This is a genomic window from Desulforhopalus sp., from assembly GCA_030247675.1.
GTDB lineage: Bacteria > Desulfobacterota > Desulfobulbia > Desulfobulbales > Desulfocapsaceae > Desulforhopalus_A.
This window is the reverse complement of the sequence record JAOTRX010000008.1, coordinates 175,597-188,800: the sequence shown is the minus strand read 5'-3', so window position 1 is coordinate 188,800 and position 13,204 is coordinate 175,597. Positions and strand designations below refer to the sequence as shown.

At 51.6% G+C, this 13,204-nt stretch carries 10 protein-coding genes; 7 read left to right on the top strand and 3 right to left on the bottom strand.

From position 1 onward, the window contains the following. Positions 1–5 precede the first annotated feature (5 nt). The 5 genes from OEL83_16995 (at position 6) to OEL83_16975 (ending at position 7,426) form a co-directional block, all read left to right on the top strand. The gene (locus tag OEL83_16995; GenBank protein MDK9708742.1) at positions 6–1,022 is read left to right on the top strand and encodes an FtsQ-type POTRA domain-containing protein; all 1,017 of its coding nucleotides are present in this window, start codon (positions 6–8) and stop codon (positions 1,020–1,022) included. Then, positions 1,015–2,301, top strand: coding sequence for a cell division protein FtsA (gene ftsA / locus OEL83_16990; GenBank protein ID MDK9708741.1), 1,287 nt, complete (start codon positions 1,015–1,017; stop codon positions 2,299–2,301). Before OEL83_16995 ends, ftsA begins: the two co-directional genes overlap by 8 nt. A gap of 116 nt (positions 2,302–2,417) precedes the next feature. Next, positions 2,418–3,641 (top strand): cell division protein FtsZ, encoded by a 1,224-nt coding sequence (ftsZ, locus tag OEL83_16985; GenBank protein MDK9708740.1) that lies wholly within the window; start codon positions 2,418–2,420, stop codon positions 3,639–3,641. Positions 3,642–3,889: 248 nt separating this feature from the next. Beyond that, complete coding sequence (locus OEL83_16980; GenBank protein ID MDK9708739.1) at positions 3,890–5,383, top strand: ATP-binding protein; 1,494 nt, start codon at positions 3,890–3,892, stop codon at positions 5,381–5,383. Positions 5,384–5,698: 315 nt separating this feature from the next. Then, positions 5,699–7,426: an FAD-dependent oxidoreductase gene (locus tag OEL83_16975; protein MDK9708738.1), complete on the top strand. Its 1,728-nt coding sequence runs from the start codon at positions 5,699–5,701 to the stop codon at positions 7,424–7,426. Positions 7,427–7,544: 118 nt separating this feature from the next. On the opposite strand, the gene OEL83_16970 is transcribed toward OEL83_16975, so the two are convergent. Further along, positions 7,545–8,174, bottom strand: a complete 630-nt coding sequence (locus tag OEL83_16970) for a DUF3786 domain-containing protein (protein ID MDK9708737.1) — start codon at positions 8,172–8,174, stop codon at positions 7,545–7,547. 303 nt (positions 8,175–8,477) lie between these two features. Here OEL83_16970 and OEL83_16965 point away from each other — a divergent pair, with 303 nt between their 5' ends. Together OEL83_16965 and OEL83_16960 are read left to right on the top strand one after the other, a co-directional pair. Further along, positions 8,478–8,921, top strand: a complete 444-nt coding sequence (locus OEL83_16965; GenBank protein MDK9708736.1) for a DUF4442 domain-containing protein — start codon at positions 8,478–8,480, stop codon at positions 8,919–8,921. A 137-nt stretch (positions 8,922–9,058) separates the two neighbouring features. Next, positions 9,059–10,276 carry a sigma-70 family RNA polymerase sigma factor gene (locus OEL83_16960; protein ID MDK9708735.1) on the top strand — a complete coding sequence of 406 codons (1,218 nt, stop codon included), beginning with the start codon at positions 9,059–9,061 and terminating at the stop codon, positions 10,274–10,276. Between the two features lie 854 nt (positions 10,277–11,130). Here the strand turns inward: OEL83_16960 and OEL83_16955 are convergent. Together OEL83_16955 and OEL83_16950 are read right to left on the bottom strand one after the other, a co-directional pair. Beyond that, the gene (locus OEL83_16955; GenBank protein ID MDK9708734.1) at positions 11,131–11,436 is read right to left on the bottom strand and encodes an MTH1187 family thiamine-binding protein; all 306 of its coding nucleotides are present in this window, start codon (positions 11,434–11,436) and stop codon (positions 11,131–11,133) included. 50 nt (positions 11,437–11,486) lie between these two features. Then, positions 11,487–13,157 (bottom strand): class A beta-lactamase-related serine hydrolase, encoded by a 1,671-nt coding sequence (locus OEL83_16950; protein ID MDK9708733.1) that lies wholly within the window; start codon positions 13,155–13,157, stop codon positions 11,487–11,489. Positions 13,158–13,204 lie beyond the last annotated feature (47 nt).

Here is a 13,204-nt window from a genome sequence, read left to right as displayed (position 1 = left end):
AAGCCATGCCTTTGCCAAAATTCAAAAAACTCTTTGAGCGGATTCTTCGCAAGAAGAAGCCGGGCTATGCGACTTTTTCGAGTGACCTGCATGTCCGAGGTGCCGCTGCCGAGACCGGCAGTCACAAATCCCGCCGTTTTCATTTTGCCAAGATTCGCCAGCGGATACACACGAAAAAGAGGGCGTATCAGGAAGAGTACAGCAGGCCGGTGAGCAGGAAGAGGCTATACGCAAGGCTTGGCGGTGTGTTGCTGTTGATTCTGGTGCTGCCTTTTGTGTGGGTGAATGGCGGTGGGGAGAAGGTGCGCCAGGGCTTGCAGTCCTTCTCCGCGTTCAAAATTGACAAAATAGAAGTCGTCGGCTGTACGACGGTTTCCAAGGAAAAGATCATTGAGGCCTCGGGGATAGTTCTGCATCAGACAAGTCTTCTTGCCCTCGATACCTCGGCAATTGAGGCGAAGCTGGCCTCGGTGCCGTGGGTGGCAAAGGCAGAGGTGAAAAGGAGCTGGCCAACGGAGGTGCAGATATCCATCGAGGAAAATGCTCCGATTGCCCTCCTTCACAACGCCGGTGCCGAGGGTAGTCAATTGCAGTACCTCGACAACAACGGCGTGGCTTTTTCTGCGGTGAGCCCAGGTGCCCATATGGACTTTCCCGTTGTTACCGGCCTCGCAGAGATTCAGGATCCACAGGTGAAAGAAAAAGCCCTGTCCGAGGTACTGGTCTTTCTTCGGAAAGTACGCGGTAACGATCCGCATCTGCCAATTCAATCAGTGTCGGAAGTGCACGTAGCCAAGAGTGGCGATTTGGTAGTCTATCTTGTCGAATACCCATTCCCAATTTTTTTTGGAAGTGGTAACACTAAACAGAAATATTCAAGGTTAATCCAAGTACTCAGGGCCTTGTACAAAAAACCAAACAGTAGGGAATTGCTGTTGCAAATTGGCTATATACAGATGGATTATATGAATGACAGAGTTCTCATGGTAGAGCGTGGTTCGGGACAAAAAACCAATGGTTGAAAAGAATATAAATACGGAGACTGACGATAAGGAAGATGCCATCCCGGAGAAGAGGGCCTCGCAACACCACGAGCAGGGTGAACTGGTGGTGGGGCTTGATATCGGGACGACCAAGATATGCTGTGTCGTCGGTGAGATGTTTGAGGATCGGGTTGAGGTGATTGGTGTAGGCACGGTGCCCTCCAAAGGTTTGAAAAAGGGCGTCGTGGTCAATATCGAAAGTACGGTCAACTCGATTCGTGAGGCGGTATCGCTTGCCGAGGAATCGGCCGGTTGTGATCTTCGCTCGGTGTATGTGTATGTCGGCATTGCCGGTAATCACATCAAAGGCTTTAATAGCCCCGGCATACTGGCAATCAACAACCGGGAGATTAAACAGGCCGATATCGACGAAGTTGTCGCCGCCGCCAGGACCGTGAAGATCTCCGAGAATCAGCGGATCATTCATGTCATGCCGCAGGAATACATGGTCGATGACCATACCGGCATCCAGAACCCCATAGGTATGACTGGGGTGCGTCTGGTGACCAATGTACATATTGTCACCGCCGACATCGGTGCCGTACACAATTTGGTAACCTGCTGCAACAAGGCCGGCTTGGAAGTGGCGGAGCTGGTGCTTGAATCGATTGCCGCCGCCAGTGCGGTGCTCAGTAAGGATGAGATGGATCTGGGAGTCGCTCTTGTTGATATCGGTGGCGGGACGACCGACCTGGCGGTCTTCTGTGACGGGACCATCCGCCACACCTGTGAGATTGGTCTTGGCGGCCACAACCTCACCAATGATCTATCGGTCGGCTTGCGCACACCCTTGCAGGACGCCGAGCGGCTAAAAGAAGACTACGGCGGGGCGATCTCCTCGGTCATCAAACCGAATCTGGTGGTCGATGTGCCAACCGTCGGCGACCGGGAGCCGCGCAAGGTAACGCAGAAGGTGCTGGTGGACATCCTTGAAGCACGGGTCATCGAGATTTTGGAAATTCTCGACCGGGAACTGATTGCCTCGGGACAGAAGAATAAAATTAATGGTGGGGTGGTCCTGACTGGCGGCACGGCACTTCTATCAAATATCGCCGAGTTGGCGGAACAGATCTTCGATCTCCCGGTTCGGATCGGCTATCCCAACGGTTTGACCGGCAAGACTGAAGAGTTGTATAACCCGCGTTGCACGACGGCGGCCGGGCTCGTTGTTTTCGGTCGAAAGAAGCAGCACGAGATGGGAAGACAGGACACCGGTGTTTTCAGCAGGATGCGTGAGTGGATTAAAAAAATCATGTGAGCGGTACCTTTTTTGTTTGAGCGGCGCCAAGGTGGTGCTATATACTATACTGATAATATTCTAGTTTTGTCACCATTTTGGTGGTGCAGGTTCCAGGAATTGACCAGGGGGTAAACATGCCGTTCAGGATGGCGGAATCAGAAGGCGTTGCAGTTGTGAAGGTTATCGGCGTCGGAGGTGGTGGCGGCAACGCCATCAATACCATGGTCGCCCATAAGCTTCAGGGTGTCGAATTCATAGCAGCCAACACGGACAGGCAGGCCCTGAATCTGTCGAAGGCTGATATCTGTATACAACTCGGGCCCGGCATCACCAAGGGCCTCGGTGCCGGTGCCGATCCGGAAACAGGCAACATGGCTGCCATGGAATCCCTCGAAGAGATTCGAGATGCCCTGAAAGGCAGCGATATGGTGTTTGTCACAGCCGGACTGGGCGGTGGAACCGGTACGGGAGCCGCGCCGATTGTGGCCAAGGCCAGCCGGGAACTCGGTGCGTTGACGGTGGCAGTTGTCACCAAACCCTTTAGTTTTGAAGGGAAATTTCGTACGAGAAATGCCGAAGAGGGTTGGCAGGAGTTGCAGAAATATGCTGATACCATCATTACCGTGCCAAACGACAGATTGCTGTCGATCATGCAAAAAAACAGCAAATTGTCCGATATGCTGGCAATGGCCGACAATGTCCTGCTGCAGGCGGTGAAGGGTATTACCGATCTTATCAATGTCCCAGGGCTCATTAATGCCGACTTCGCCGATTTGCGCACCGTCATGCGGGAAGTTGGGCCGGCGATTATGGGATCAGGCTCGGCGGTTGGCGAGAATCGCGCCGTCGAGGCGGCAAGGAAGGCCATAGACAACCAGCTGCTTGAGGACTTCGGCATAGACGGTGCTCGTGGCCTGTTGATCAATATCTCCGCGTCCCGTGAGACCTTCACCATGGCCGAATTCATGGAGGCTTCGGCGATGATCCAGGAGAAGGCCGATGACGATGCCAAGGTGGTTATCGGTGCCCTGTATGATGATGCACTCGGCGATGAAATGCATGTTACTGTTATTGCCACTGGCGTTGGGGCAATGATCGATAACAAAGAGACCATCTCTCCGCTAGATGCCCGAAAGAAAAAGCCTGCCCCGATCAAGGAGGTCGAGCCGACGCTCAAGGGCTCACCGGCAGCTCCGAACCGGCATCCGCGAGTTTCTCCTCTTCCCGGTTCCAACTTTGAGTCTTTTGATAGTCTAGGATCATCAAATCCGCCAGAAGGGAAACCGGCAGGTGGTGCCCTCAATTGGAACGATGATTATCTCGAAACTCCCACCTATTTGCGCAAAAACGCCAACTGACGGGTGTTGCCCGAGAAGAACCTTGATGACCTTGATTTGTTACCGGTATTGTAAATGGTATGATACCGGTAACATCCGCGGAGGGTTGTTTGATTCTTATACCACAAGGGCATAAGTTTCGTTTGAGCAAACAAGTTGCTCAACTCAGCTTTAGTTGTAGAAAACGCCCCACAAGAGGGTACCGCCTTCACGAAATTCGTTCAACAAAGCAAAAATTTGAATTTCTAAGCACCTAAAAGGCATGTGGCATGGCTAAAGGGGAAAAGGCGGCTCCGGGCCTTGATGTTATGCAAAAACAAAAGGTTCTTGCCGGCCTCGAACCCTTCAAGCTGGTTGAGTACTTCTCTTTCTCCAGTCTCGCCGTTATTCTGGTATTCACCCTTCTCCTGTCGTGGTTGATTTCTGAAAATGCCCGGAAGGTCATGCTGGAGCAGAATGAGGAATACTCGCTGCTGCTTGCTGAAAATATCAATCAACAGGTGTTTCGCCGTTTTGTTCTTCCCGCAGTCATCCGCTATGGCGGCATCGCTTTACGCAATCCCGAGCAATTTGAACTTCTTGACAATATCATTAAAGGCGTCATCCAGGGTCTGAAGATCGACTCGGTGACCATTTATGATTCGAGCAAGAACATCATTTCCTATTCAACTCTCCCCGAACTGGTCGGCAAGGTCGATGTCGGGGCGAGTGAATACTTTAAGGCACTGAAGGGCATCCCCAACTCGCGATTCACCTACAGCGGCTCAGTACTCAGCGTCACCGGTATTACCACCGAGGTGAGCTGTGAACTGAAGACCTTCATTCCCTTTCGCCAGGTGCGCAAGGAGAGTGACGGCGGCGGAGAACTCATCATGGGGGTTATCGAGATTGAGAAGGATTTGACGGGCAACTATGCCAACATTATCCGCCTGCAGGGAAGGATAATACTCGTTTCCAGCTGCATCATGACCATTCTTTTTCTTGTCCTGCGCTTCATCGTGTCGCGGGCTGAGGGGATTATTGAGAAAAGAGCGCTCGAACGACTGAGGCTTGAAGAAAAGCTCAATCAGGCGGAAAGACTCGTTCACCTGGGAACCATGGTTGCAACCGTCAGTCATGAGATTAAAAGTCCTCTTGGTATAGTTCGCAGTACTGCCGAGATCCTTGAAAAACGCATTAGCAAATTGGCGCCGGGAAGTGAACATCTGGCACGTATCGTTGTCGACGAGACGATTCGTCTCAATAACATCGTGGTTGAGTTTCTCGATTTTGCCAGACCTCCCAAGGCAACCTTCCTTAGAGGAAACGTCAATGGTGTTCTTGCCAAGGTGTTGGAATTTTTGACGCCTGAGTTAAAGCGGCTAGAGATAGATTTGGTTGCCGATTTAGCTCCAGGTCTTGCTGAGAATGATCTGGATAAGGAGCTGTTTTACCGGGCGATCTTGAATATTCTCATGAACGCCCTTCAGGCGATGAATGCGGGTGGGATGCTGCGCGTGGCCACCAAGGCCTTGGCTGACGGGGCGACCGAGATTTCCATTCAGGACAACGGTATTGGCATAGCCCCTGAAAAAATTGATCAGATCTTTCTTCCCTTTTTCAGCGATAAAAGTAAGGGCACCGGCCTCGGTCTGGCAATTGCCAAAAACATCCTCGATAATCATGGCGCGGCGATTACCGTGCAAAGCGAGGAAGGACTTGGGACAACCTTTGTTATCACCCTGCCTCCGGCAAAATCCCAGGAGGCATCTTTGGGAGAATAACCACCTGAAGGCTCCTCCATCGCAGAGTACCACATTTGCCATTTGCTGCGGGCTGCAGACCGGTTTTTTCCGGAGTTGCCAGGAACGGGGGTTTGCTTTTTTTGTAAAATAATGTTCATATGCTAATAATTAAATCAGACCTCATCCGGTGAGACCGGAAGAAAGGCAAAAAAAATTCGCCTTTCGATAAGAGGGCTAACAGAGGTTTTTTCACCGTCTCAACATTGCTCAAAGACGGGCGACAATGGTGGGAAATTCAAGCACATCATGCAACTACATGTTGCTCTAACTCAATTAATTTAAATTGGTGCGGAAATGGGTAAGCGAATTGTGATAATCGGGGGGGTAGCAGCCGGGCCAAAGGCCGCCAGTCGAGTAATGCGCCTTATGCCGGATGCCGAGGTGACGATGATAGACCAGGATAGTCTCATTTCGTATGGTGGCTGCGGCATTCCCTATTTCGTTTCCGGAGATGTAGCCGACGAAAAGGCCCTGCGCTCAACAAGCTTTCATATGCTTCGGGACGAGTATTTTTTTACCAAGACCAAAGGCGTGACAACCCTCACCTCGACCCGTGCTCTTTCTATCGACAGAAATAATAAAACGGTTGAGATTGCCGATTTGAAAACGGGGGAGAAAAGCAGTGTTGGCTATGATACTCTCCTTCTGGCCACTGGCAGTCAGCCGGTATTGCTACCGATACCAGGCAATGATGCCGATGGGGTCTATACCATCAGCGATATGCATAAGGCCATCGCCATAAAGGAACGGATTGCCAAGGGACAAGTCAGCAAGGCCGTGGTCATCGGTGGTGGGGCAATCGGCATTGAGATGGCCGAGGCCTTCACCGATCTTTGGGGGATTGAAACCGCCATCGTCGAATTTAAAGAGCAGCTTTTGCCGCGCATTATTGACTGGCCCCTGGCGGTCATTCTCGAGAAGCACCTGCGCGATCATAATGTCGAGGTATATCTTGGCGAGGCGGCTTTAGAGGTCGTGGTCGATCAAGGCAAGGCGGTTGCTGTCCGGACCAGCAAGAGGACTCTGGAGGCCGATCTGGTGGTAATGGCCGCTGGGGTCAGGCCGCGATCAGACCTGGCCAGGGATGCAGGTTTGCATGTGTCACGGAACGGCGGCATTGTCGTCAATACCAGGATGCAGACCTCCGACCCGAATATCTACGCTGCGGGAGATTGCGTTGAGATTGCCCATTTGATATCCGGCAAGCGCTTTGTCGCGCCGTTTGGCAGTATGGCCAACAAGGAAGGGCGGGTCGCCGCCGACAACATGGCCGGCATTCCATCGGTTTTCAAAGGAGGAGTTGGGAGTTTTGTCCTAAAGGCCTTTGACATAGCCGTTGGAGCGACTGGAATCGGACTTGAGAATGCTCGTGAGGAAGGCTTTGACGTTGAGTTTTCCCTCTCTTCTCCGTCGGACCGGGCGCACTTTTATCCCGGTCAAGATATTCTCTGCCTGGAGCTGCTCTTTGACCGTAGGACCCGGAAAGTATTGGGGTTCCAGGGAACCGGACCTGCCAATGACGGTCCTTTGGCAAGGATTAATGCCGCAGCGGTGGCCATCAGCGCCGGAGCAACCATTGATGACCTGGCCAATGTTGAGATGGCTTATTCGCCGCCTTTTTCAACAGCGATCGACCCACTCAACGCCGCTGCTTACGTTGCCGACAACCTTTGTGATGGAAGAATGCGCCAGATTACCATGGAAGAGTTTTTTGCCTGGATGGAAAATCCTGCGAGCCGACCCGATTGGCAGGTTCTCGATGTCCGCCATGAGAAACAAGCCGCACCTTGGGTCGAAAAGTTCGGCCCAGGAATCTGGTTGTCTTTGCCGTACGATCAGGTGCGTGACCGGTATGCGGAGCTGCCTCACGACAAGACCCTGGTTATCTTCTGCAATGCCGGGTCGAGGTCGTATGAAATCCAGGTGTTTCTCGACTTTGTTGGTCTGAAAAACAATACCGTTGTGCCGGGCGGGTTTAATGTCATACGGCGTATGGGGCCGGAGTGGCTTGCTGTTCGCTGATCTTTCTCCCGTCTTATTTGTTGTTAAGAGGTGTGGAAAAATATCAGCATTTTTTCAGCGTGATTTTTTCATACACATCTTGGCCCTCTGACTGAGATGAACCGTATGTGCAACGGAATTACAGGGTTTGCCCTTGTCTAGGATTATCGCTGCCGGGGGCACCAAGCCGTTGACAAACCTCATAGGCGAGGGCAAAAACAATATCAAGGGGTAGCGCCTTGATATTGGCCTTGTCGTAGAGAATTTTGGCTTCGGCCGGAAAGTCATCATCACCGGTCCAGTACAGCACCGCTATGGTGATATCGCCGGTGATTGCAAAGGAGAAAGCTGCATCCGCCAAGGGCAGAGGTGTGCCGCCAAGGCTTTGACAATATTCTCTGAACCCATCGATATCATTTCCGAAACGGCTACTGATACGATCGGTTGGCAGGAGGTGAGGGCCCCGGAAAAAAGTCGCACCGCCCGGGAAATCCTTTTCCGAGATCCATTCGCCAACTTGCCGTATATCCTGAGGCAAGAGCAGATAATAGATGATAAAAAGATAAAAGAATTCATGGGGAGGGGGCGAGCTTGAGGAGTTGCGTGAAATTTTTGCATTTGCACAGTCAATCGTGTAAATCTCACCCCAAATGGAGATGGTATAGCACATGCTGGACGGGTTATAACTGCACCGGTTGTTTCGGCAGATCTCGGCCGCCGAGGCCTTTTTGAGTTCCGCGAAATAGTTGCGATCGACGTAGGATGTCATTGCGTTTCTCCTATGGGCACCGTCTTTGCAGGCGGTGGAATCAGTTTTTGGTGATAAATGCTTGCTGCGCGTTTGCCGCGTTGCAGCCCTCAGTACCCTCCTTGTGGGGCATGAAAGAGATAACGCTACCCGGCCGAGCCTTACCTGGGTACAGTACCGCAGCTGCCGGAGAAAATCCTTAAATGTTTGCACTGACCGGCCAGTGTTTTGGTCTGACGATCTATCAGTATCGGTGCGTTCGAAATGGCCTGGCGCTTTAACTGCCGAGCCCGCAGTCATTTTTTCTTTACGGAGTGAAAAATTATGAGTCAGTTGTTTGATCTGTATAAGCAAGCCGGGAATGCTGGTTTTAGCACAAAGATTTGTGAAATTGTACCGTATTTCGCAACAATCGAACCGCAGTTCGTCGAATTGCGGCCGGGCTATTGCGAAGTCACCATGCCGAATACGCCAAAGGTTCACAATCATCTGGGTACGGTTCATGCGATTGCCATGTGTAATCTCGCGGAGATTGCCGCCGGCCTGATGACCGATGTTTCCATTCCTGAAACCTGCAGGTGGATTCCGATCGGCATGAGTGTCCGGTATCTTGCCAAGGCCAAAACCGATTTGCGGGGCGTTGCCGATGGCCGGGAGATAGATTGGCAGGTCCCCGGCGACAAAGATGTCCCCGTCAGCATTACCGACCGTGATGGGCTGGAGGTTTGTTCGGCAACCATCACCATGAAGGTGAGTCCGAAAAAATAATGGTCCGGCGTAGCTGGTTTCATTTCACTCTTGGCAAAATTCTGTGATATCCTTTTGCTGATGGAGTGAGGGTACTGATTCCCCTTGTGTGTGGGCAGTGTACCTGCAGATGAACTAGCTTCTTTTTCCCTTCTACTATGTGTGTAGAAAAGCCAAAACCGGCAGCGGATACCACCCGCAGCTCCCCAGCGATTGTCGATCTGCTGCCAGCCGCCCCTTCATCTCGGCCGTTTGCCATCCGTGTCCAGGCCCTGGCGCTTAGTCCGGTTTTAGAAGAAAAGATCCTCCTTGAAGAGCGCCGGCTGAACGGCGGAAATTCCCGGCACCGGAAAACTGCTGTACTTACTGCAGATGACGAAAGAGAACTGGCCACCGAGGTTCTCCGCTATCGGCACCTTTTCACCGAACGTCTGCTCCCCTCGCCACGGTTCAGACAGGCAGCCTTGACGGTCATTCAAAATATCTACCTGTTTAATAACCGGCGAGTGTTCTTCGGTGCTACCGGAGAATCAGTGGAAAGAGAGCGTCAGGAAGCCCTGTTGCTGTTCAGTTCCCTTCCCCGTCGCACCTCGATACCTTTATCAAAAACCTTCCAACATCCGATCATCGCCAGGGTCTGGAACCGCATTATAAGCCAATCGACGGCTGTGGAATGTGCAGGGCAATATTTTTTGTCATTACTGGCGGCGGTGGAGCAGCTTAATACCCTCAGAAATATCTATGTCCTTCTCACTACGGGCCTGGTACGGAAACTGGCTGTCCAGACACATCCATTGTACAAACAGTCTGTTACCTACGAAGATGCCGTGCAGATCGGTTCAATAGGAATAGCCAGGGCAGCATACCGTTACCACCCCTCAAGCGGTGTCCGGTTTTCAACCTTTGCTGCACATTGGGTGTTTCGGGAGATTCAACGGCAGGCCCTGGATGGCCGGTTGATACGGATCTCTTCCAACACCATCGAAGGGTATGCCAAGGCAAATAAAGATGAGAATTTCGAGAACCTCAGGAAATTCTCGTCGATCATTGAGGCAGCCACTTCGGTGAATGAAAACCTCTGTGGCGATTACGCCACATTGACTCTTTCCGAGCTGTCGTCCCAGGCAGTTTCGCCAGTTGGAGCTGTTGAAGCGGCCCAGCTCCGCCAGATTCTTCTGCAAGCCATAGACCGGGTGCTCTCAAAGAAAACCGCGGACATTATCAAACGCCGTTTTGGTCTTCCGCCATACCAAGGAGGGGAACAATCGATTCTCTCCATCAGTGAGTTTTACAAGGTAACGCGCAGCAGTATCTACCAGCTTGAACAGAGTGCTTTAAAAAGACTGCAGGTGCACCTTCAAGGGAAATTTTCCTGAGTCTGCAAGGACATTACATGGACGGCTGGCAGCTAATTAGAGAGATGTTGTCGCCTCAGAGATCCGTTCTGAAGCCACTTCTACTTTAAAGTGCTGAGGTGTGGCGTCGCCTGGGCTGCTTTTGCAGGGGATTTTACCCAATTCCAGCAGACCCTTGTGGGGTGGTGAAAATGGTATTATATCTTTCCTGAAGAGTAGTGCTGGACAGTTGGATTTATTTCCGTTCGAGCATCGGCCGTGCCGGGGAGGGGCTGCTTATGAAAAAGCTGTCTGCTAGTGTACTTGTTCTTTCGTTTTTACTGTTTTCACCGGCGACATTCGCCCTTGCAGGACCTCGGTACTATGGACATGAGTACGGCAACTATTATCGGGGTCACCACCAGTCATACCGCTATCATCATTATCCACGTTCGTATCATGGGGATGTTTTTCTGACCCATCTGGGGTTTGGCCTCTTGGCCGGGGCGGTGGTAGGTTCTATTTTGTTTGAACCTCCTCGGCAGCGGACTGTTGTCTATGCAGCCCCTCCGCCACCAATGGTTCGCTATGAGACGGCGGTTGTCAGGCCGATACCGGAGATCGGATATAGGCCGGGACCTGTCCTGCGACAGGTGAAGGTTACCGAGAACTTGGTGAATATTCGTGCATTGCCGGGGCTCGATTCGTCTGTCATAGGTCAGGCGGTAGAGGGCCAAACCGTCGATGTTGTAGGTGCCGCGCCTGAATGGTTGTACGTTAGGACTGCCTCGGGTCAGCGTGGTTGGATCATGTCGCAATACACAGTGGAATCGGCTGGGCCGGCTGGTTGATCGGCTGGGCTGTGCAGAAATGGGGGGAATAGCCGGAGCTGTTACTTAAAGGTCGTCAAGCTTGCCGAATACGCTGGTAACCTTTTCTTCCATGCTTTGGGGGCGGTCAATTCTGGTGCCCATCTTGATTGTCGTGGTGATTCTCGGAGCGCCCATGGCGTGAATTGTTTCGTGGCATTTCTTCACCGCAGCCATAACCGCGTCCCAATCACCTTCAATGTTGGTTCCATAGGCGTGGAGCTGGTGCTTCAGTTCCGCCTTCCGCAGAACCTTCTGGCATGCCGCGACGTACTTGGAGACAGAAACCCCAACGCCCAGAGGTACTACGCAGAGGTCGAGTATTAGGTGCATTTGTTTCTCCTGGCAAAGCAAGCAAAATCGGAAAACGCTGGACTAGGCTGCTACAGCAGATGATGGTCTTTTTTCAAACCTTCATAAACCAGTGTAGAGATATCACGAATCACTCGGCTGCGTGATGCCATCCACTGCCCGTAATCAGATGCCTTGGTGCGGCGTTCGATTATCCCGACGATAGCATAGGGGTAGGTATCGCCTTTACGGGTTTTCGTAACCAGAATCCCCATGTCCCCGCAAAGCCGGGCGGTTGACCCGGTTTTATTGAACACCATTGTGCCGCGGGGAATGTTCGTGCCGTAGTACAGCCTGTCTCGGCCGGGCAGGGCCATTACCCGGCGGATTTCCTTGCCGTAAGGTATATCGAGATTCCAGAGGGCACGCAGGAACCTGACATAATCGGCGGGGGAGGAGCTGTTGAGGTAGGTACGGCCATCGGCAGGTATATACTCTTTAATCTCGGTTTTCTTGAAGATATGGCTGTAATACTTCTTCAAGATGGCATTGCATTGTTCCGGCCCCCCAGCCCTTCGCATTATAAAATTGGTTGCAGAATTGCTGCTTCTCTGAATCATTGCCTCCATTTGTCTCTTGCTTTGTTCGTCGTATTGCAGTCTCCCTTCCCGTACCTTATGAAAAAAAGCCAGGGCTACAAAGGGTTTGATCATGCTCGCCGCCTGAAACTCTATGTTGGCATTGATGCCGGCAAGGCTGCGGTCATTTTCCAGGTCATAGACCATCCAGCCAGTTGATTCATCTTTTGCAAGAATTCCTTTGTTTCTCAGGTTATCGAGGTGTTCGGTAATGGTCCGCTCTATCTTGGTGCCCTCTGAAGAAGCGCCGGCCATGCGTTCAAGTTGTGAACCTCTGGCGGTATCCGCTTCACCCTCCGTCTTGGTAGCAGCAAGCGCATCAACTTTATCGGGAACCGTCGGGACAGCCTTTGGCATGGTGGGAGAAACAGGTTGAGTTGCCTTCGGCGCAGTCAAGCTGCTGTCTTTTTGCGAGAATCTATAGTCCTCGGTGGATTCTGGGCGCTGGCAGATTGCCGATTTAATTGAATCCCCGTCATTTATCAGGCTTGATTCGCCGTAGACAACCGTATTGCTGTTCTCCTTGGTGAGTGAGGTGGATATTTTTTTGGTTTTGAGGATCGCCTGATGTTTCTTAGCGATAGCAGATGCCGAGGCCTCATCTCCGAGGAGACGATACACCAGCAGATAGTTGCCGTAATCAGTCTTTTCGATAAACAAATCCCTTTTCACCTCCTCGCCCAGGCAGGAATAGAGAAGCTGATAGGTTTCCTTGAGAGAATCAAGATTACGCCCCATGCCGTAGCTGACATTAAACAAGCTGTAAAAATCTTGCTGCTTGGTTGCGTAAGGTTCGTCGAAACCGGTTTTGCTGAGCATGTCGGCATGCTTGATCAACGTATGGGTGACTGTTCTTGCGGAAAGATTGCCGTCGTAGAGCAGAATATATTCACCGCTTCCCCAGCCAACAATTTTTAGTTTTTTTACTATCTGCGCATCGAATACCGTTTCCAGTTCTTCTTTGTAATCAAGGACTTTTTCAAAATCTTTGGTGCGGAGATAGATTATATCAAAAGTTTCCTTCTTTGCCGCCCATGCTGCATCGGTGGCAGATGCGATAAAAAGGATAAGTGGCAGGAAAACTGCAATCAAGGGTTTGGTTAGGAGGCAGTGTGGGTGTTTCATAACGAGAATAGATGAATAATCACGACAAAGGGGATATCCCCTACGCG